Here is a 20,848-nt window from a genome sequence, read left to right as displayed (position 1 = left end):
GATTTTCCCGCTCTAATGAAAGGGCCAAGCAATCGAAAGGGTAGCCACCGCTTCGACTCCCATTCCAAAAATACAGGCATCAAAAAAGCGCTCGCCAACAAACGAAGGGAATCGGGAGATCAAAAAAACTCGCTTCCCAGCAATTTCGTTTCCGCTTCGGAATAGCATTTTTCAAGAAATAAGATCACGATCTCATTCGTACCCGTTTCTTTTTACTGTAAGGAAACCACCAAGGTTGCCTGCCATCGAAACGCCGGCTAACCTTCGCGAATTGTTCTAGCCAACCCCATACCCCAAAAGCCATGGGCAAATACCACACGTGCCGTTTTACTCTTACCCTTGTCGCGCTAACCAGCTTGGGAGCAACCCCGAGCCTCTGGGCGAAACGCATCCCGAACCTTTCGGACGAGAAAATAGCAAGCAGTACCGCCAACAAGCTGCAGCACGACCTCAAGGAATTGGAAGCTTACAATTTGAGCTTCAGAATTGATGTCGCCAGGAAAATTCTAGAAAGCACCCCTACTCCTCGAGCCAAAAAGCAACTGGACCGACTTCTCCAGCAGAGGGCGACCATCTTGTCGGCCATTGAAAACGCAGCGGAATCAAGCAGGCCCATCTCTACTCGCCTAAATTCGCTGGCAGCTTACTCAAACTACTTCTTGGCAGACGAAGCTCTCGCCCAGACTTTGGCGGAGTCCGAATTCAAAAGGGATTTAGCCGACACGCTCTCAGAATTGAACAAAAACGGGGCCCTCGAGGAACTGTCGAACATAGCGACCACGATCAAGGCATCTGGATTAACCACCCCTTTTGAAGACCTGCTTCATACAGAATTAGACCGTGCGATACAGGGTAAAGTTGGAAAGCAAACCACCTCCGAAGCCTTCGAGATCTTGACAGCTCGCATGCTCGGCGGGGCGACTCCCGGACTTGGCCTGCGGATCGACCTCCAAGGAGGCAGCCAGCCGCTTTGGCCCGTATTGAAAAGCTCCTTACGCCGCACTTGGGGAAGCAGTTTCCAACTCAAGTTCGATGAAGACGCGACGCCCGCAGACATTCCCATTGAAATATTCAGCACGATCGAGCTCGCGCCACTAGAAGAGCAAGTGGCTGAAACGCAAAAGACCATAGAGTCGAAAATACCCGGCCAGGCCACAGCCACTGAAAATCCAAAATTCGCCAAACTATTGGAGCTCTACGAAAACGCCGACCGGGACTACAAGGACGATATCGAACGATTCTACGATACTGAGCATCGCTACTACCTCGAGGAAATCGACGAGATTCGAGACGATTCAAAACGTCTAGTCATCGAAAGAGCCCGAGAGGAAAATCCAGACCTGACAGAAGGGCAGATTCTCAATACAAGCGAAGGTGCTAGGCAGGTCGAGTACGAGCTCAAAAAACAGGTCAACCTACGAAACCTTAGTCAGCCCCAATTGCCTGAACCTCCCCATGAGCGCATTCTAGAGGAGCTGTCAAAAACGCCCCCTACCCTACACAAAATGGGAGAGGAGACTCCCTACGAATACAGCCAACGCTCCATCGAAGTTAACTTCAAAACCACCGCAAAGCTTTCCGTATCATCTCCACTACTACAAAGTTCAGAAGTGAGCCGGCAACCCACCACCGAACACAACAACAGCTGGTTCGAAACCATAGGAGCCCACCCCCGCGACCTCACTGCCGCAAAAGGAAACTATAGCGACGAAGCCAGGGAATCCGCGCGAAAGCTATTCCTACTCGATTTTGGAGCGGACTGTTCCCGTCAGCTCAAAGCAGCCCTCTCCGAATTAGCCCAAAAAACTTACGCCACCGGACAGCAAAACGGTCAAGAAACACTGATCGCTAAGGCCCTTGCGATTCAACTATCCCAACAATCCACCCAAAGCACAAAGCTCGATACCGCTACTAAAATCAGACTCCTCTCCGAAATTGCCTCCAGCCCGGGAGGGAGTGTTCCCAGCATTATTCTATCCTACGCTGACACACTTGCCAAGTGGCCCCAAGAATCAGCTTCCGTTGCTTCGAATTAACCTCGTTCGCTTATGATAAAAACGCCTCGATCCGCCACTGCCTTTTTTGCAAAGTGGCTGGCAGCGGCACTCCTGATCTCCGCCCCCTGCGCCCTGCCCCAAACCTCGCTCGAAAGAGCCAAAAGCCTACCGCTCGAAACGATCGAGCTTCACACCAGAGCAGCCTCCGAAAAAAGCGGTTGGCAAACAGATAAGGAAATCCTCCAGCACAGCCTCTACACCCTTAGGCAAACGATTGCGGAACTGGACCGAAAAATAGCAGAGAGCAAAGCTCAGGCCCAAACCCATCTCGCCACCAGCCAGAGGGCATCTACCAATCTGGCTCAATTCCAGGACGGACAAGCGATCCTGAAAAATCGCATCGAATCCCTGCAAACAGCAACCCTTCGCTTAGCCCGCTATGCGCCCCCGCCCCTGACAGAAAAGATAGCGCCGAGCCTGAGGACTCTCGAGGGAGCAACCCTGCAAGAAGACCTTTCGCTCCGGATACAGGCTGTAACAAGCATCCTTATAAACTTAATACAGTTCAACCAGACCTTTTCGGACGTTCGCAGTCTGCACACATTTCCAGACGGAAGCAGCCAAGAGGTGAGAATCCTTTACCTTGGCCTCGCTCAGGGGGTAGCGGTCAACGGCGATTCCAGCTCAGCTTGGATTCTAACCCCCGCTCCCGGAGAATGGGTTTGGACAGAAGTAAAATCCAGCACCCAACAAATAAGCACCGCCTTTTCCGTGCTTGACCGGGACACCACGCCAAAATTCGCCGAACTTCCCGTGCGGTTAACAACCATAGACCTAGATAGGGAATGAAATTTAATCGATCCCATCTCCCTACATTTTGGCTGTCCGCCTTGCTGCTTTTTACCTGGCAAAGCATCACGGCTAACGAGCTCGATGCTGTTTTGCCAAAGCTCGAATCGGATAGAGACGCAGCCCTTGCAACATACAAGGAAACGGTAGAAGCAATCAACCAGGAGAAGCTCTTGCTTGTTCGCGAGGCAACCGAACTTGATCGCACCGTAATTGAGAGGAAGGAACAACTAAGACTGCTCGACCTCGAGAAACTTGAGCGAGAGCAAACACAACTCCTTGCAGAGGAAACCCTATCGGAACTCGAAAACGTATCGGCTTACGTAGACGGCGTCCTACGAGAGTTCTCGAATAAATTCCTGAGTCGTATCGACTTTTCAGAACAGCAGAGATTCCTAAAAGAAGTCACCGAGATAAACGAGTCCCTTCGACTTGAAAGCGGTAGCTATGATCAGAATATAGCTGCTCAGCTAGATGTCGTCGAACTTTCAATCGGACTTCTTGAGCAGAGCATCGGCGGATATCGTTTCGAAGGCTCATCGTTAAGTCCGCAAGGTATCCTAAAGTCGGGTACAATCATCCGTTTCGGACCAGCGAGCTATTTCGCATCGGACGAAAAGACAGCCTCAGGACTACTCGTACCTAACGCAGGAACCATCGAACCGAAAACGGTTCCATTGACTGCTGAAAACAATCTGAATATTTCAAGCTTAGCTTTGGCTAAGGAAGGTTATCTGGCCATCGACACTAGCCTAAACGCCCTGAAACTAGACCGAGAACGTGGATCCACATGGCAGCATCTACAAAAAGGTGGCTGGGTAGGCTACGTCATCATGAGCCTCGGAGCGATCTCCCTCGTCCTCGTACTCGCTAAGATCGCAAGTATCAAAAGCGAAGCTCCAGCCACACCCGATAACATATCTGCAATCGTCTCCCACGCTCAGTCTGAAGACTACGACAACGCAGCAAAATCAATCAGCGAGTCATGCTCCAGCGTCAGAACCCTTTTAACCGCGGGCATCAAAAACACGAACCAAACTGTCGACCTTTTGGAAGAGTCACTCTTGTCTGAAGTTCTCGAATACAAACTTAGGCTCGAACGATTCATTCCGGTCCTAGCCCTCACAGCCGCCACTGCCCCCTTACTTGGGCTACTGGGCACCGTAGTCGGCATGATCAAGACCTTCACACTAATAACCGTTTTCGGTACCGGCGATGCAAAATCCCTGAGCAGCGGCATATCCGAAGCGCTAGTGACCACGGAACTGGGACTAATCATAGCGGTTCCTGCCCTAATACTCCATGGATTAGTCATGCATATGATCCAAACCCGCACCGCCGCCATGGAGAGAATCGCGTTCGAGTACGTTAAGGAAGTTAAAAGGATTCCAGACAAAGGATGAACGAGCTATACGATTCCATAGAATACCTATTCAGGAGCGGAGGCTACTCCATGGCTGGATTAGCAGTCCTATCGATTGCCCTGTACTCCTCGCTTTGGAGAACTAGGGCGTTCGTTTTCAGTATCCAAAATTTAGATTCACCGATTCGGCGACTCGAAAAAACCCAACGAAGTCCTTCTGAGGTTCGACAACTATTCCGCGCTTACATTCGTAAACGACTCCGCTTCTCAAAGGTACTAATCGTTTCCGCACCTCTTCTCGGCCTGCTGGGAACCGTCATGGGGATGCTCGACACCTTCGACGCGCTCTCTCATGAGCGGGCGGCCGACACCACGACCTCTGTGGCAGGAGGCATATCCATGGCCCTTATAACAACACAAGCCGGCCTCATGATCTCCCTCCCCGCCCTCTTCCTAACCGAATGGATCCGGCAAAGCTCTAAACGCTGCGAGAAGCAACTGTACCTTAGATCCGAAGAGAACGCATGATAAAAGAGAAGCTACGCGAAGAAAGAAACGAGCAGGTGGAGATCAATCTTTCACCGATGATCGACTGCATTTTCATTCTGCTCATCTTTTTTATACTGACGACCGTTTTCGTGGAAGAGACCGGGATCAAGGTGAATAAACCAAACGCAGCGAACGCCGTTTCCCTGGAAAAAAACAGCGTACTCATAGCCATCACTGACCAAGGCAAGATCGTTTACGGCGGTCACGAAATCGGAGTCTCTGGCGTGCGGGCCGTGGTCGAGCGCGCGCTGAGAGACACGGAATCATCCGTCATCATTCAGGCCGATCGCAACTCGCTCCATGGTCTATTTAGCGAGGTTTACGGCGAAGCGAAAGCAGCCGGGGCACGTAATATTCAGTTCTCCACCAAAACAGAATGAGCAAGGTTTCAGACATTGAGTCGCTTTTGACGGAAAAAGCCTTTCCAGCTAGCTCCTACCTCGCAGGAGTGCTCACGAGCGCCGCAATTTTCGCCCTGATCGCAATCAGCCAATTCCGAGAAATGCCGACCCCTTCGGAACCAGAAACCCAACTCACTGATTTCTACCTTCCGCCACCACCGCCTCCCAAACCGGCCACCCCACCTACCGAACAAAGACAGGTGGAAATCGACTTCTCCGTGCCCATCGACCCTAGTCCTTTCGAATTGTCGCTCGATTACTTGAACGTCCGCATTGGCCCTCAAACGGAACAGTTCAAAAAGGTCGCTTTCGATATAGACGAATCAATCGAGAGCTTTCGTCAAATGGGGCTCTCCCGCATGCAAGTTTTCGATAACGCCGACCTGGATGAACCCCCGATTCCGCTCCGTCGATCCACTCCCAGCTTTCCGCTTGGATACGACGGAGTCACCTTGAAAGCCCTAGTTCAATATCGCGTGACCGATCAAGGAATAACAGAGAATATAATGATTCTCAGCTGCAATATCCCGGAAATGAACGACCGTATCGTGGAATGCATCAGGCAGTGGACATTTAAACCCGCCATCAAAGAGGAACAGCCGGTACACTCGTGGGCCCGTCATACCATATCCATACAAAACAAGGTCAAACCCGACTCACCCTTTGCACTATGATCCTCTACAAGCATCATACATCCAAACTTCTGCTACAAATCGCCTTCACCATAGCCCTCCTCAGTTCCCATTCACGAGGGCAAGAGCTTTTCGACCTTGGCTACCGCCTACAGAGCGACAGCCAGTTTCGGGAGAGTTTCCTATCCAGCTACGGGATCAACGCGGAAAACGAGCCCCCTATCACCGAGCTCGAATCAGTAATACTCCAAAAAGTGGCTGAAATGTTCAAGGTAAACACAGCGTATGCCCAGACCATGCTTGAATCCTTAGTGAGCGAAAATACCAAAACCTCAGCCACCTTCAACTACCTGCTCGCAAATCTGTACTTCGAAAACGAAGAATACCTCCTCGCTGAAACGGAGTACCAGAAAGCGATAGAAAAATTTCCATCTTTCCAGCGGGCTTGGAAAAACCTTGGGGTGCTCTTGATGCGGGGAGACGACATCGAAAAGTCGATGCAGGCCTTCTCTAAAAGCGTCTCATTAGGAGATACATCGGCTGGGACATTAGGCAGACTCGCTTATTGCCACTTTTTACTCGGAAATTTTCTTTCCTCAGAAGCAGCATACACACAAGCGATCCTGCACGACCCAGAGAATCCCCAATGGCTGGAGGGCAAGGTTCAAGTATTCATGGAATCAGGACGTTTCGAGGAAGCAGCCCTCATGCTCGACGAGCTCATCCGCAGATATCCAACATCGAAAATTTATTGGCTCGCTCAATCCAACGCGTTCCTCGCCCTCTCGCAAAACGAGCAGGCCGCTCGAAACATCGAGCTCATTCGCGGCATGGGAGCAGCAGGAACGGACGAACTGAACCAGCTAGGTCGACTGTATGCCAGCCTAGGGCTGGGTTCTTTAACCTACCGTACCTTTTCGGAACTGGTGGAGAAAGAGCCGAATAGCGCAACTCTAAGCATCGTAGAGGCAGCAATTGCTCTTCAGGAAAAAGGAGACAACACGACCGCAAAGGAGCTGGTCTCGTTGCTTGAACCCGACGAGGAAAACATCCCGGAACAAATCGCCCAATCCTACTTTCGCCTAAAAGCTAGTTTGGCCAAAGATAGCGGTGACTTGGATTCAGCCATCGAATTTTGGACCGAAGCCCTGAACCGCGACCCCTTAAACGGTGAATACCTGCTGAGACTTGCCTCACTCCAAATCGAAAAAGGGAACAAAGCCCAAGCTTACCTTTTCGCGGAGCGAGCCCAACTCGACGAAGGTAGCCGTTTCACCGCACTGCTTTTGCAAAGCAAGCTTCTGGTAGAAGACCGCCGCTTCGACGATGCCCAAGTCACGCTCGGCAAAGCCTTGCAAATCCGATCAAGCGAAAGTCTCCAGAATCTGTACACACGGGTCGTGGAAGCGAGTGCCCAACTTCGCTAAAGCTGGACAAAAAAAGCGGACGCCTGACCTGAGACGTCCACTTGACACAACTAAACTAAATTTTTGGATACAACTAGCGAGCTAAACGATTTTCGCTTTCTTCCGTGCTTTTTTCTCCTTCTCGCAGTCGTCGAGGAACTGCAGCAAACGTCTGCGGTATTCGTAGAATTCCGCTGTCTCCATGATTTCAGCACGATCGCGCGGATGCTCAAAATCGATCTCCATCACTTCGCCCACTTTAGCGCCTGGACCATTTGTCATCATGCAAATCCGGTCCGACATAAATACGGCTTCGTCCGGATCGTGCGTGATCATCATTGTCGTGATCTTTTCCACGTTTAAGATGTTCAGGATAACATCCTGCAGGTCCATACGTGTGAGCGAGTCGAGACGGCCAAAAGGCTCGTCCAGCAAAAGCATCTTGGGTCGAAGAGCGATAGCGCGAGCGATACCGACACGCTGCTGCATACCACCGGACATCTCACGCGGGTAGCGATGCATGGAATCCTTTAAGCCTACCGCGCCAAGAGCGTACTCCACCATTTGAGCCCGCTCCGCTTTGGTAGCCTCCGGATAAACCTGCTTAACACCAAGCATCACATTCCCGTAGCAAGTCATCCAAGGCAGTAGACAAGGAGCCTGAAAAACGACAGCCCGGTCCGGACCAGGTCCTGAGACTTCGTTCCCGGCGACAACCACGCCGCCAGAGGTGATCGGTATAAGCCCAGCGATCATATTCAAAACCGTGGACTTTCCGCAACCGGAGTGACCGATCACGCTAACAAGCTCGCCTCGCTTAACCAGCAAGTTAAAGCCATCCACGACCTTGATCGCTTCTCCGAAAGGGTTCGGATACGCCTTTACGACATCAAACAGTTCTACGTATCTATCTTCGATCATCGTTTTGCTATCTCCTTATCGGATGTTGATTGGACGGCGAGCTACCGCGGTAAAGTCGCGCGGTTTTATGTCCGGCATCTGGACGGAATTGTCGGCCTGCAGCTCCTTGGACTCTTGATTCATTCCCACTAGAAACCGAGTCACGTTGTTCTTCAGTTTCATAAATTCTGGGTTTGTATTCAAATTCGCGCGATCGCGGGGGCGTTCTAGCGTAACTGGGAAGGCTTCGGCGAGTGTGGCGCGTGGGCCGATCGTCAAAGGCACGATCCTGTCAGCCATCAGCGTAGCCTCGTCCACGTCGTTGGTGATCATCACCACCGTGCGCTTGTCTTCTTCCCAAATGCGTATGATCTCGTCCTGCAGAACCGCACGTGTCAGCGCATCCAAAGCGCTGAGCGGCTCATCTAGCAAAAGGACTTCCGGCTGCATGGCTAGCGTACGGGCTAGAGAAACACGCTGTCTCATACCCCCAGATAGCTCGTGTGGATTCTTTTCGAGAGCCGGCGTGAGGCTCACCATTTCCACGTAACGTTCCACATGCTCTTTAACCTGAGCGTTCGAAAACTGAGGAAAGACCTGCCGCACCGCCAACTCGATATTTCCGAAAACGGTCAGCCAAGGCAACAACGAGTAATTCTGGAACATGATTCCTAGCCGGGGTCCCGGCTGACCTATCACCGTTCCATGCAGCCTGACCTCGCCCTTATCGGGCTGTTGCAAGCCAGCCAACAGCGACATCAAAGTACTCTTTCCGCTTCCCGAAAAACCGATGATCGCGACAAATTCGTTTTCTTCGACCGAAAGGTTAACATCGGTAAGAACTTCAGTGCGATTCGAAGGCGGACCAAATCCGATCGAAACATTGTCCAATTCCAAATATGCCATAGCGGTGCTTCAGTTAAAGTTGTATCCGTAACGCTTATACCGAGGTACCACCACCATCGAAGGATACGAAACGCTGCAGAATGATCATCATGCGATCGAGGAAGAAACCGATTATCCCCACCACGAAACAGACCATGATGATGTTAGCGAACGTCAGCGAAGACCCGTTCTGATATTCGTCCCAGACGAACTTGCCCAAACCGTCAGAGGAGGAAAGAGCTTCTGCAGCGATGAGTACCATCCAGCCCACACCGAGGGAGATTCTTAATCCTGCGAAAACCAATGGAAGGGATGATGGAATGACGATCTTGAAGAGGCGGCTCCAAAACCCGAGACGCAATACGCGAGCCACATTTACGTGGTCCTGATCGATCGAAGCCACGCCGAGCGCCGTATTGACCAAAGCGGGCCACACCGCGCACATCGCTACCGTGCACGCCGAGAAGACGAGAGCTGGGTTGATCCCAAGTGAGGAAATTAAAGGAATGCTGTTAACGAAATTCAGCAATGCATTGTTTTCCGGATCCGGGAAAAACGCACCTACCACGATCTGAAAGATCAAGAGCCAAACAACCGGAGAAACCGGCTTAAAGACCGAGATGATCGGCGTCATACACGCCATGAAAATCTTGTTCAAGCCGCACATGATCCCTACTGGAATCGCTACCGCTGCAGCCATGAAAAAGCCAACGAATACGGTGAATACGGAACGTTTCGCTTGGTGATAGATAGTGACCGCGGAAGCATAGCTTTGCCCCTGCAAGCGCTCGATGCCCTCTTCCGCTTTCACTGCTCTCTTAGCGATCTTCAATGCTTCTTTTGCTGAGGTGGCACTTCCAAGCTCGGCCATGTAATCGGCAAGTTCAGCCTCCGATTCCGCAAGCTTTACGCTAAGATTGCGGTCATCGAGGAACTCAAGCCGGGTCTTAAGAAAGAAAAGTTTATCCGCCACGCTATCGTACTCCTTGCGAGCAAGCTCGAGTGGCTTGTATTTGTGGGAGCGGATCTCGTCGATCTGCGACTTGAGCTCATTTTGCTTAGCCCTTTCGTCATCGGTAGCGATTCCGTCCTGACGTATCGCCTCGATCAATACAGTCGCTTCGACCTCGCCCGCAGCGACGCGTTCTGAAATCGCCGCGATCTCGGCATCGCGCGCCTTACCCGCCGCTCGAGTCTCTGTCTTTAACTTGTCAAGTTCAGCATCCAAAGGAGCAACAAGGGTCGCTTCGCGCTCTGCCTTCTCCTTTTCCTTTTCAGCCACGGCGGCCTTCAAAGCATTCGCCCTTGCGTCGAGAGCCTCATACTCAACCCTGACTTCCTCGAGAGCTTCTTTCCTTTCGTCGCCTTCAAGGAGAAAATCGCTCTTTTTGACCGCTTCGCGTTCCGCTATCGTATCATTGATTTGTACCGACTCCCAAACTACATCTGGAGTTGGGACCTCACCTGACTTTGTCTTGTGACGCGGCCCTATCCATGACCAGAACCAAAAGCAGAGCAACACAAAGGCTGCTGGTATGAGCAGATATTTGACGATCGCGGTGACTTGCTTCTGCGGCTCTTCGCCAAACGCCAGGCGTATCACAGGATCGAACGCCGTGAAGCCACTCACATCGAGGGCCTTAAGTATCTTATACTTTATTTTGTCCTTGGTTGATTCAGCCATCTTGATTCAGGGAAGTTTGCGATTCTAGTCGGTATGATGAAGAGGAGGCGGCCCACTCAGCACAGGGCCGATAGACCGCCTCCAGCGAATTGACCTAACGATGAAAAATCAGTCTTTGTTTCCGATCTCGTGAGAGTTTAGGTAGCCGATCGGGTCCATAGGATCGTAGAGGATCCCATCGATGAATTCATCTGTAGCAGGTTTATAACCATCGGTATCCCAAGGGATATCTTCTTCGGCTATATAGCCTTCCTCGAGCAGATGTTCCGCAGCGGCGAGATAAACATCAGGAAGGTAAACTTCCTTGGCGACATCGTGATACCACTCGGCTGGCTTTGCCTCGGTGATTTGACCCCAGCGACGCATTTGCGTAAGGAACCAGATACCGTCGCTGTACCAAGGGTAGGAACTGTGGTACTTGAAGAAGACATTGAAGTCAGGCATCTCGCGCTTGTCAGTCTTCTGGAAGTAGAAATAACCTGTCATGGAGTTCTTGATCACGTCAAAGTCGGCACCCACGTAGTTTGGCTGAGAGAGGATACGCACCGCCTCTTCACGGTTCAAAAACGCTCCATCTTCGTCCACAGCATCGAGCCACTTGCCAGCCCGGATAAGAGCCTTCACTACAGCAATGTGTGTGTTTGGGTTTTCTTCCGCCCACTTAGCGCTAACTCCGAAAACCTTCTCTGGGTTGTTCTTCCAGATATCGTAGTTGGTAGTGACTGGAACTCCAATTCCCTTGGCCACAGCCTGCTGGTTCCAAGGCTCTCCTACACAGTAGCCACTGATATTACCGCTTTCCAAGGTGGCTGGCATTTGAGGTGGAGGCGTTACGGACAACTCAACTTGAGCATTGGTGAAACCCTTCTTGTCTTCTGCAGTATAGAAACCTGGGTTTATACCTGCTGCCGCCAACCAGTAGCGGATTTCGTAGTTGTGAGTGGATACAGGGAAAACCATCCCCATCTGCAACTTCTCACCCTCTTCCATCTTTTCTTCCACGATTGGCAACAGAGAGTCCGCGGTGATTGGGTGCTCCGGAGTGTCCGTGTCGAGATCAGGATCATTTTCCTGCATCTGCTCCCAGATGGCATTAGATACAGTGATGCCGTTACCGTTTAGATCCAAGGTGTAGGCAGTCACGATGTGAGCCTCCGTGCCAAATCCGATAGTCGCAGCGATCGGCTGTCCAGAGAGCATATGAGCTCCGTCTAGCTCGCCATTGATCACATTGTCCAATAGCTGCTTCCAGTTCGGCTGGGCGATGACCTCAACCTGCAAGCCTTCGTCTTCGAAAAAGCCTTTTTCCTTAGCGATAACGATAGGAGCGCAGTCAGTCAGCTTGATGAAACCAAACTTTAGCTCGTCTTTTTCCAGGTCCAGTTGCTCGCCTTGAAGCGAGGACAGCGCTACAACAGCGCCGGCAGTAGTTAGCCACTTATTTAAGTTCATTGTTCAAGTTAGTTTTAGGTAATCGTTGTTGAGGCGAATTTATGCCATCCGTAGTGATTTCTCACCTACAGAATCAGAAGCTCACCCGGCCACCTGATAAAAAACAGCCAGATACCCCATCATAAGCCACAGGCATGCCAACAATTAGATGCCATCTAAAAATATGACTGAATCAGTCCTCAGAAATTAACCAAAAATAATCCACTACTTCCTCCAAATCATATACTTACAAAACAAACACCACCACTATTGCGATTATTATTATTTTTTAGTAAGTTTTCTTAAATGAATTTCATTCATATTAGAAATTAACCCCTTCCATAAAAAGCAGGTAAGTTTGAGCGGTCGCTTAAATTGGATCTTACCAAAATTGCGTAAAAGCCCGCAAACGGAGCACGCGCACCGAACAGACACAAAAAATGGGCCATCCGCAGATTGGCCCAATGGATCAAAACAAACGCCGCTACGCCTAGCTAGACAGCGAACCAACCCCGCCAACAGCCGCGTCGTAAAGGTCAGGCCGAAATACTTGGCGAGCCACCTCCAACTTCGCCGCATCGGCTTTCAAGCCGCAAGAGGCCTCCATTCTCTGCAGGACCCAATCCGTGTCGGACGGCTTCGGACGATTGGATTCGCCGCTAAAGAACTGCAAAAACGTGGGTTGATGCGAAACCCTGCCAAAACCGTAGTCGAATTTCGGGGACAAACAGTGCTCCAGCAATTCCGGTGAGCAATTGATCTTCTTCTTGTCGCTTAGTATCTCGGCAATCTTTTCTCTCTGGCTTACATCCTCGCAAACGGCACAAGCCTCCACCAGGGCCGCAATCATCGCCGAGCTTTCCTCTTGGTTATTTTCAGCGAAGTCCTGACGGACCATTAAAACCTTTTCCGGATGCCCGGGGCTTAAGTCCTGCGAGTTGACCGGCGACCATCCGATGTTGTCACTGATCGCGCGGCTGGCCCAAGGCTCGCCAGCGCAAAACCCATCAATCGTTCCCGCCGCTAGATTGCGGCACATTTGAGCGGGTGGGAGAGTCACGAGCTCCACATCGGCGTCCGGATTGATATCGGCCGACTCCAGCCACTCGCGCAGGTGAAAATTATGCGGCGAACAGTTATAGACCGTTGCCAGCTTATACTTCCGGAAGGCTTTCCGATTATCCACGTCAAGCTTGAGGGTCTCCTTACTCTTTACGCCTCTTTGGCGAAGCTCTCCCGAAAGCACGATAGCGTTTCCACCACGACTCAGGACCATGCCGGAAACGCAAGGAACGGTCGGCGTCTCTAAACCGAGCGAAGCGACAAACGGCAAGGTAGACAAAGCATGAGCCGCCTCAAGTTCGCCAAAAAGCACCTTTTCGCGAATGGTAGCCCAGCCGACCTCTCTACTCAGAATGACGTTTAGCCCTTTGCTCTCAAAAATCCCGTATTCCTGAGCCACCAGAAACGGGGCAGCATCCACAAGACCTACGTAGCCAATACGAGTCGCGGTGCGTCGTTGCGATACCGAGCGCAATGACACGCGTGTACGAGATTCCATAAGATTAGAGCCAGCCATTTTAAAAACTGCAGCCGCCTTCATGCCAAAAAGCTCTTAACCCTTGAAATCCAAATTGTTTTTATACAAAAGGTCATTCTAATAATAATTTTCATGCGCGAAGACATCATAGACAGCCGTCAATTGCTCGCTTTCAAGACTTTGGCGGAAACCGGAAGCTTCACACTGGCCGCCAAGCAGCTCAATCTTACGCAATCCGCTGTGAGCCATTCCATCAAAGCGCTCGAAGAAGACCTGGACTGCGCCCTGATCAATCGACTTGGACGCAAGATACACCTCACCGAGGCGGGTGACATCTTCCTCGCTGCCGCAGACCGAATCCATCAACGGATGCAACGGGTCCGCTCCGAGCTAGACGCCTTGAATCGCTGGGGAGCCGGTCGACTTCGTATTGGCGCCGGCACGACAGCCTGCCAATACATCTTGCCCACTGTAATTCGCGAATTTCGCCAAACCTTTCCCGATTGCCAGCTATCCATTTCCCCGAACGACGCCAAGGAGCTCATGGAGGAACTTCGCGGCAACGAAATCGACCTCGCCTTGACTCTATCTCCCGCGGGCAATGAGGAGATCGACTGCCAATCCGTTTTCGAGGACAACCTCCAGTTTGCGGTGGCTCCCTCACACCCATGGGCCAGCCGAAAGGTCGCTCCTATCTCCGAGATCGACGCCCAACAGTTCGTCACCTACAGCAAGGGAAGCCTGACCTTCGAATCGATTCGCCGACACTTCCGCGCAGAAGGTCACTCATTTTCCAAAGTAATCGAACTGGGCTCCATGGAGGCGATCAAGGAACTGGTCAAAATCGGCATCGGGGTCGGCATCATCGCGCCTTGGGTTGCACAAAAGGAAGTCGAGGACGGAAGCATTCACCTCCTCTCGCCTAGCCGTAAAACGCTGAAGAGAACCTGGGGTGTCTGTTACCTAAAAGGCCGTAAACTGTCCCTCATGGAAGAGACTTTCATCGGACTCTGCGAAAGCGTTTGCGACTGTCTCGAACAATAGCAGGCAAACAGCCCCCACCTCACTCCTTCAAAGCGAAGGCGACGTAAGCGTTTCCGCTCGGCGTTCCCATTTTGCCTCCTCCGCAAGCGATGACGACAAACTGTTTGCCGTCTACTTCGTAACAGGCCGGCGTGGCATAGCCTCCCGCCGGAAGCTCCCACTTCCAAAGCTCTTCTCCAGTAGCCGCATCGAAGGCCCTGAAATTCTGATCCTTGCTTGCTCCGATAAATAGCAGCCCTCCGGCCGTCGCAACCGGTCCACCATAATTTTCCGTACCCGTGGGCGGAATCCCTTTTTCGCTCAACTCGGGAAACTCGCCCAAAGTGGTTCGCCAAAGGAACTCGCCTGAATTGAGGTCTATCGCATTGAGCGTGCCCCAAGGTGGCTTAACCGCGGGGTAGCCGTTAGAGTCAACCCAACGGCGATAGCCTGTGTGCGTCCACGGCCGCTTGGGCGGGGAAACCTCTGCAGTGCCGGCCGTCGCATGACGGTCCCCGCTGTCCACACTGACTAAATAATCGGTCAAGGCTCGCCGGTCTTGCTCATCGAAAAAACCGAAAGCGGGCATGACCCCCTTCCCCTTTTCGATCCGAGAATCGATTTCCTCCCACGTCATACGATCTTGAATACCAGCCAGAGCTGGCACGCTTTGGGCAACGCTGCCTTCGCGTTGAGCTCCGTGGCATCCGGCGCAGTTCTGCAGATAAAGCCGCTGCCCTTCGCTTTCAGCCAAAGTGGCGTCGATCATGGTCAATATCCACGGCATCTCGTTTCCATTGACATAAAGAATCCCATTCGGATCGACGGCTGCCCCTCCCCACTCACCGCCACCATCGAATCCTGGAAAGATAATCGTGCCCTCTTTGCTGGGAGGCATAAACGGCGTGTGAGGCCGCACCGTCACAAACCTGTCCAGGATTTCCCGATACGACTCGGTAGAAATGTTGTTGATTTGGTCCGCCGAAAACAGTTGCCGAGCAAAGGGTTCCGGCTTCGTTGGCAAGGGCTGGGTCGGCCAAGCTTGCTCGCCCCGCAAGTCGGACCATGGCACTGGCACTTCCTCGATTGGGAAAAGCGGATCCCCAGTAACCCGATTGAAGAGAAACACATGTCCGGACTTCGTAATTTGAGCCACCGCAGGGATGGACTCCCCTTCCCGACGCACCGTTAGTAGATTCGGCGGAGCGGGCAAATCACGATCCCACATATCATGATGTACGAACTGGAAGTGCCAAAGACGTTCGCCCGTCCGGGCATCGAGAGCGAGCAGACAGTTGGCGAACAGGTTGCTTCCCAAACGCTCTCCTCCCCAGAAGTCAAAGGCTGCAGAACCCGTGGGGCAAAAAACAATTCCCCGCTCAACGTCCACACTCATGCCTGCCCAAACATTGGCGCCTCCTACAGTCTGATAGGCGTCTTCGGGCCAGGTGTCGTAACCGAGCTCACCCGGGCGGGGAATCGTGTTAAAGCGCCAAACCAATTCACCCGTCCTAACATCAAAAGCCCTTATAGGCCCGGGAGCAGCGGGGGCCGGGCCTTCGCCAACTCGCATTCCCATAATGATAAGATCCTCAAAAACCACTCCCGGCGTGTTGGCACTGACCTGCAAGCCCGATGCGGATGCTCCGAGATCCGCCTTCAGATTTATCCTCCCTCGATCGCCAAATGACTCGATCCGTTTTCCGCTACCGGGATCGACCGCAAGCAGATACGGGCCCACGCCAAAAAGAATTCGAGCGTCGTCCCCATCCTTCCAATACGCGAGCCCCCGATTGACGCCACGACCTTCCGAATCCTGCAGGCCTTCGTAAGGATCCAATCGCCAAAGCAACTCACCGGTAGCGGCGTCTAAAGCGATCAAATCAATCTTCGCATCAGTGCCGTACAAGACTCCGTCGATGACCAAGGGATTGCATTGGATTTGCGAGTATCCTCCGGGGTCTACTTGGTCTCCTTGCCAGGTCCAAGCGACCTCCAATTGATCGACATTGGCAGGAGTGATTTGCATGAGCTCCGAGAACTGGCTAGACGAACGATCGCCCAGATAGGAGCTCCAGTTGCCAGTGGACGCGGCCTCCACGAAGGCAGTAAAACAGAGGGCGTAAAACAAAAGGAAACGCAGGTGGGGCATTCCAAATGCTAAGCTTAAAAAAGGGCCTAATGCAATCGCCAAGCTATCGAACCAGGAATTGGATCTCAGTTACGTAACGCTTGGGATTCCCCTTTAGAATCATCCCCGGACCCTTGTGATAAATCTCCCGAGTGGGCGAAACGATTTTCAAGCCCTTGGACTTTACCGCCGCGAACAGTTTGGCGTAGCTCTCCGCAAGCCTTTCGTAGGGTCCCTTGTGCAAAAGAGCCAAAGCGTTTCCGCCGTCGAGCACCCTGAAGCGCACTCCCTCGATTTCCAACTCGGACCTAACCTCAAAGCACGGTTCGAAATGGGCGTCATCCTCTTTATACTCTTCATCGTAATAGAGGCACATCGGCTTACCGCTCAGAACCTTGCCCGCCTTCCTTCCCAAAATACGAAAACCAGACCCGATTTCCGAATAGCGGCCGGTCATCTTATAGCCTGCCACCAACAAATCGGGCACGGTCTTCTCAACCACCACTTCACCCGTCTCATCGTTAGCGGAATCGGCGAATTTTCCGCTCACCACGAGTTCGATTTCACGGATCGATCGCTGATAACTAGCAACTCGCTTTTCCAGCTCCCGTCGCTTCTTTTGCAGTTGATCTAGGAGGTCTCCATCTTCCTCGCATTCGTCCAAAACCTCTGCGATTTCTCCCAAAGAAAAGCCTAGTGTTTTCAGCCCCGAAACGACCCTTGCTTCACCAATCTGCTCTTGGGAGTAGTACCTGTATCCAGATTCAGGATCAATAAAGTCAGGGACTAAAATCCCCTTTTCATGGTAAAGCCGCAAAGCTTTGACCGTAATCTGGCTCACCCTAGAGAACTCGCCGATCGAATAGTTCATCCAAATTCCCCTTACCGCATAGGTTGACGCAGCACTGTCTTTAGCTTTTCAGGAGCCGCTCGCCTCGGGTCACTTAAATAGATCTCGTGATGGAATAGAGCCCGCTCTTTACCAAGCTCTTCTATCTTATCGTGAAGCCGTACGATGCTAGGCCCCTCCTAGTCATAGGGCCCCAGATGCATAATTTGCACAGACGGTCCTTCGTCATAGCTTTCGAAGCGAACCTTATCTAAAGACGCGGGTGCCTTCTTTTCGCGAACCTTCAACAAGGCTTCCTCGAACATTTCATCCGTCACAAATTCGGGCTGCATAATCATGAGTGTCCATTTCCACTCTTCCCTGCGCTTTTCCTGAAACGCGCTCATGTCGTCTGCCCACCAAAGTCCTTCCAACGGAGGGACCACATAGTCTTGTTGAACCGGGCTGGTCTTGGCCATAAACTTAAGTGTGTACGCCAAGGGATACAGCGCTTCTAGCCCCGCTTCAAAATCCGGAGATTCATTAGGATCACCAAGTCCGTCGATCTTCAGAAACTTCATGCGAGGCACATCCACTACCGAAACCTCTTTCGCCGATGGCCGGTAGAGATGCTTCCATTCTTTTTTGAAATCTATCTTCGTCATGGGGTACCTTTTTAAACCCTTCCCCAACGGGAGAGTCAGTAATTAAATCTTCACTGCGTCATCTCCGCGTGGAGAGTCCAAATTTTGGTTTGAGTTCGACATGTCACATAACTGCGCCACCCTTCGAAGAAGTAGAACGCAGCACCGCATAAAACAGAGCCGTAGATATCCCAACGCCTAACCTTAGCGATTAAAGTGCCTGATACCCTTAAGGGCACGGGGGCTCTGCAAACGGTTCTAGACCTTGCTGGCTAAACGAACCCCAACCCAAAAGACACGAGCCCATGACCCTAAAGCCAAGCACTCTCGAATGGCAACTAGACGAGAATCCTAGCCTGCTCTTTGAACAATTCGGCGAAAAGCTCCAAAAATCGAATACGCCACCCATAGAAACGTCACTCGAGCTATATGATACTTTCGACCAAGCGTTAAGAGAGATTGGCCGCTGCCTTATAAAAGAAAAATCAGAATTCCGAATCGCGGATAGAGTTGGAATTGGCTCCACATCCCCAGAACTTCGTTCACGCACTCGTGGGCAGAATATATTTTGGAACGATTTTCCCGCAGGCGAGCTACGCGACTACCTCAAACCCCTGCTAGAGCTGAGAGCGGCCGTAAAGGTTGCCACCATAAAAATCCTGACCGAAGAGTACAGCATCCTCAATGAGGATGAAAAAACGGTCGCCCGCCTTAGGCTGACACGATTAACGGAGGAAAGCTCCGGTCAAAGCACACAGAGTCTCGCAACAATTCCACTAGTTGGATACACCGAAGAGGCTCAAGAGATAGCGAGCATACTGGATACGCTAACTGGCTTCCACAGGAAGAAGAAGTGCTCTATCGAATGGGTCTTCAACGCGGTCGGAGCAGGCGCCCCACCCCTATCTCCTTCCGCAACGGTCCAGCTAGATTCTGATCAGAGTACCCAGAGCGCCGTTGTCGAAATAGCGAAACAAATGGTACATACAGCGAGCCAGATGGAAGATGGCGTAATCAAAGACATCGACACAGAATTCCTGCACGATTATCGCGTATCTATTCGAAAACTACGATCCGTCTTGAGCCTGACAAAGGGAGCCTTTGCCAAAGATGACCTGAACCGACTAAAGACGGCATTCGGAGGCTTCGCTCGGAAAACATCGAGACTCCGGGACTTGGACGTCTACCTGATGGAGAAGGAGCTTTTCAGGTCTATGTTGCCCCGAAGCCTTCATCCGGGCCTCGACCCTCTTTTTGAATTCTTCGCCAAGGAACGAAGTCGCGAGCTAACAAAAATCCGACGCCACCTGAAATCTGCTGCATACACCAAATCCATCGAATCGCAATTAAACTGGCTGTCGCAAGAAGAGCTCCCCCAAGGGCCAGCAAGCGAGACCCCCATAAAGCCATTTGCATCTCACATCATCGCGATCCACTACAAGCGAGTCCGAAAAATGGGAAAGAAGCTGGACGATACCACACCAGACGAGGAGGTACACGAGCTCCGCATCGAGTGCAAAAAACTGCGTTACCTATTGGAGCTCTTTTCTTCTCTCTACCCCACAAAAGACATCAAACGCATCATCAAACAGCTGAAAGGACTGCAAACAGTTCTGGGAAATTTCAATGACTACACCGTGCAGCAGCAGTCCTTGCTGCAGTATTTGAGTGAAACAGAGTCTGTAGACAGAGCCGCGGCAGCCAGTGTAGGAGGGCTGATCACCCACCTTCACAGATCGCAGCTTGAAGCGCGAAGCCATGTATCTGAAAAATTCTTACAGTTTCACGGAAAAGAGACTAGGCTGCTCTTTGAGAAGTTGTTCAACGCTAACGGAAAGGCGAGCACATGAGCATCATCGCCTGCTACAGTAGCAAAGGAGGAGTCGGCAAGACCGCCGCAGCTGTAAACATCGCCTATGCAGCGGCCGCAGATGGGAATAAAACGCTCCTCGTCGACCTGGATCAACAGGGAGCTGCCAGTTTCTACTTTCGCATACGACCTCCGAAACAACTGAAGGCCAAAAGAGTAATTTCCAGCGAAGCCGGAGCGCAGAAATCCATTCGGGAAACGGACTTCGCCAACCTACACCTATTGCCCGCCCACCAATCCTACCGCAACTTCGACGCCTTACTGGATGGAATGAAACGCTCTAGCAAACGTTTGGCCGAGGTATTGGACGAGTTCACTAGCGATTATGATCACATCATTTTGGATTGTCCGCCTAGCCTTAGCCGCGTCGCAGAAAACGTGTTCCACGCAGCGGATACAGTACTCGTCCCCCTTATTCCAACCACGCTCTCCCTACGCACCTACGAACAGCTTAAGGAGTTCTTCGAAAAAACTGGATACAAACGGAAAAAGCTACGCCCATTCTTTTCCATGGCGGATAAGCGAAAGCGTATCCACCGCGACGTCATCGGAGAACTGCAACTCTCCGAAAAGAGGTTGCTAGATGTCCTCATTCCGTTGAGCGCCGAAGTAGAAGCGATGGGTTCGAGGCGAGAACCAGTTCTGAACTTCTCTCCCAGACACCCGGCAAGCCTCGCATTCCAAGACCTGTGGAAAGCGGTCGAGAATACCTGA

The 20,848-nt window shown here is 51.8% G+C and carries 18 protein-coding genes; 10 read left to right on the top strand and 8 right to left on the bottom strand.

Features of this window, described 5'->3' with window-relative positions:
- The first annotated feature begins 302 nt into the window (after positions 1-302).
- Genes H5P27_RS00745 through H5P27_RS00715 form a run of 7 tightly spaced genes read left to right on the top strand, consistent with a single transcriptional unit; the run spans position 303 to position 7,218 of the window.
- On the top strand, positions 303-2,036 hold the full coding sequence (locus H5P27_RS00745; protein WP_185658468.1) for a hypothetical protein: 1,734 nt from the start codon (positions 303-305) through the stop codon (positions 2,034-2,036).
- 12 nt (positions 2,037-2,048) lie between these two features.
- Positions 2,049-2,846, top strand: a complete 798-nt coding sequence (locus tag H5P27_RS00740; RefSeq protein ID WP_185658467.1) for a DUF3450 family protein — start codon at positions 2,049-2,051, stop codon at positions 2,844-2,846.
- Positions 2,843-4,249 carry a MotA/TolQ/ExbB proton channel family protein gene (locus tag H5P27_RS00735; RefSeq protein ID WP_185658466.1) on the top strand — a complete coding sequence of 469 codons (1,407 nt, stop codon included), beginning with the start codon at positions 2,843-2,845 and terminating at the stop codon, positions 4,247-4,249. Before H5P27_RS00740 ends, H5P27_RS00735 begins: the two co-directional genes overlap by 4 nt.
- On the top strand, positions 4,246-4,737 hold the full coding sequence (locus tag H5P27_RS00730; protein ID WP_185658465.1) for a MotA/TolQ/ExbB proton channel family protein: 492 nt from the start codon (positions 4,246-4,248) through the stop codon (positions 4,735-4,737). Before H5P27_RS00735 ends, H5P27_RS00730 begins: the two co-directional genes overlap by 4 nt.
- On the top strand, positions 4,734-5,138 hold the full coding sequence (locus tag H5P27_RS00725; protein WP_185658464.1) for an ExbD/TolR family protein: 405 nt from the start codon (positions 4,734-4,736) through the stop codon (positions 5,136-5,138). Before H5P27_RS00730 ends, H5P27_RS00725 begins: the two co-directional genes overlap by 4 nt.
- Positions 5,135-5,833, top strand: a complete 699-nt coding sequence (locus H5P27_RS00720; RefSeq protein ID WP_185658463.1) for an energy transducer TonB — start codon at positions 5,135-5,137, stop codon at positions 5,831-5,833. Before H5P27_RS00725 ends, H5P27_RS00720 begins: the two co-directional genes overlap by 4 nt.
- On the top strand, positions 5,830-7,218 hold the full coding sequence (locus H5P27_RS00715; RefSeq protein ID WP_185658462.1) for a tetratricopeptide repeat protein: 1,389 nt from the start codon (positions 5,830-5,832) through the stop codon (positions 7,216-7,218). The genes H5P27_RS00720 and H5P27_RS00715 overlap by 4 nt, the downstream gene beginning before the upstream one ends.
- A gap of 81 nt (positions 7,219-7,299) precedes the next feature.
- Here the strand turns inward: H5P27_RS00715 and H5P27_RS00710 are convergent, their stop codons facing one another.
- The 5 genes from H5P27_RS00710 to H5P27_RS00690 all read right to left on the bottom strand — a co-directional run bounded on the left by H5P27_RS00710 (position 7,300) and on the right by H5P27_RS00690 (position 13,658).
- A complete protein-coding gene (locus H5P27_RS00710; protein WP_185658461.1) occupies positions 7,300-8,118 on the bottom strand; it encodes an ABC transporter ATP-binding protein in 819 nt (272 codons plus the stop codon).
- A 15-nt stretch (positions 8,119-8,133) separates the two neighbouring features.
- Positions 8,134-9,003: an ABC transporter ATP-binding protein gene (locus H5P27_RS00705; RefSeq protein WP_185658460.1), complete on the bottom strand. Its 870-nt coding sequence runs from the start codon at positions 9,001-9,003 to the stop codon at positions 8,134-8,136.
- 34 nt (positions 9,004-9,037) lie between these two features.
- Positions 9,038-10,666 (bottom strand): ABC transporter permease, encoded by a 1,629-nt coding sequence (locus H5P27_RS00700; RefSeq protein ID WP_185658459.1) that lies wholly within the window; start codon positions 10,664-10,666, stop codon positions 9,038-9,040.
- Positions 10,667-10,774: 108 nt separating this feature from the next.
- Positions 10,775-12,118, bottom strand: a complete 1,344-nt coding sequence (locus H5P27_RS00695) for a CmpA/NrtA family ABC transporter substrate-binding protein (RefSeq protein WP_185658458.1) — start codon at positions 12,116-12,118, stop codon at positions 10,775-10,777.
- A gap of 469 nt (positions 12,119-12,587) precedes the next feature.
- Positions 12,588-13,658, bottom strand: coding sequence for an ABC transporter substrate-binding protein (locus H5P27_RS00690; protein WP_185658457.1), 1,071 nt, complete (start codon positions 13,656-13,658; stop codon positions 12,588-12,590).
- 111 nt (positions 13,659-13,769) lie between these two features.
- Between H5P27_RS00690 and H5P27_RS00685 the strand changes: the two genes are divergently transcribed.
- Positions 13,770-14,681, top strand: coding sequence for a LysR family transcriptional regulator (locus H5P27_RS00685; protein WP_185658456.1), 912 nt, complete (start codon positions 13,770-13,772; stop codon positions 14,679-14,681).
- Between the two features lie 19 nt (positions 14,682-14,700).
- Here H5P27_RS00685 and H5P27_RS00680 read toward each other — a convergent pair whose 3' ends face one another.
- The 3 genes from H5P27_RS00680 to H5P27_RS00670 all read right to left on the bottom strand — a co-directional run bounded on the left by H5P27_RS00680 (position 14,701) and on the right by H5P27_RS00670 (position 18,285).
- Positions 14,701-16,812, bottom strand: coding sequence for an outer membrane protein assembly factor BamB family protein (locus tag H5P27_RS00680; RefSeq protein WP_185658455.1), 2,112 nt, complete (start codon positions 16,810-16,812; stop codon positions 14,701-14,703).
- Positions 16,813-16,855: 43 nt separating this feature from the next.
- Positions 16,856-17,662, bottom strand: coding sequence for a MerR family transcriptional regulator (locus tag H5P27_RS00675; protein WP_185658454.1), 807 nt, complete (start codon positions 17,660-17,662; stop codon positions 16,856-16,858).
- A gap of 158 nt (positions 17,663-17,820) precedes the next feature.
- Positions 17,821-18,285 carry a GyrI-like domain-containing protein gene (locus H5P27_RS00670; RefSeq protein ID WP_221774557.1) on the bottom strand — a complete coding sequence of 155 codons (465 nt, stop codon included), beginning with the start codon at positions 18,283-18,285 and terminating at the stop codon, positions 17,821-17,823.
- Between the two features lie 284 nt (positions 18,286-18,569).
- On the opposite strand from H5P27_RS00670, the gene H5P27_RS00665 reads away from it, so the two are divergent.
- Both H5P27_RS00665 and H5P27_RS00660 read left to right on the top strand, forming a co-directional pair.
- Complete coding sequence (locus tag H5P27_RS00665; RefSeq protein ID WP_185658453.1) at positions 18,570-20,114, top strand: CHAD domain-containing protein; 1,545 nt, start codon at positions 18,570-18,572, stop codon at positions 20,112-20,114.
- Positions 20,111-20,848 carry a ParA family protein gene (locus tag H5P27_RS00660; RefSeq protein WP_185658452.1) on the top strand — a complete coding sequence of 246 codons (738 nt, stop codon included), beginning with the start codon at positions 20,111-20,113 and terminating at the stop codon, positions 20,846-20,848. The genes H5P27_RS00665 and H5P27_RS00660 overlap by 4 nt, the downstream gene beginning before the upstream one ends.

Source organism: Pelagicoccus albus (assembly GCF_014230145.1).
Taxonomy (GTDB): Bacteria; Verrucomicrobiota; Verrucomicrobiia; order Opitutales; family Opitutaceae; genus Pelagicoccus; species Pelagicoccus albus.
The sequence above is the reverse complement of the archived record's forward strand: the minus strand, read 5'-3'. Positions and strand labels throughout refer to the sequence as shown.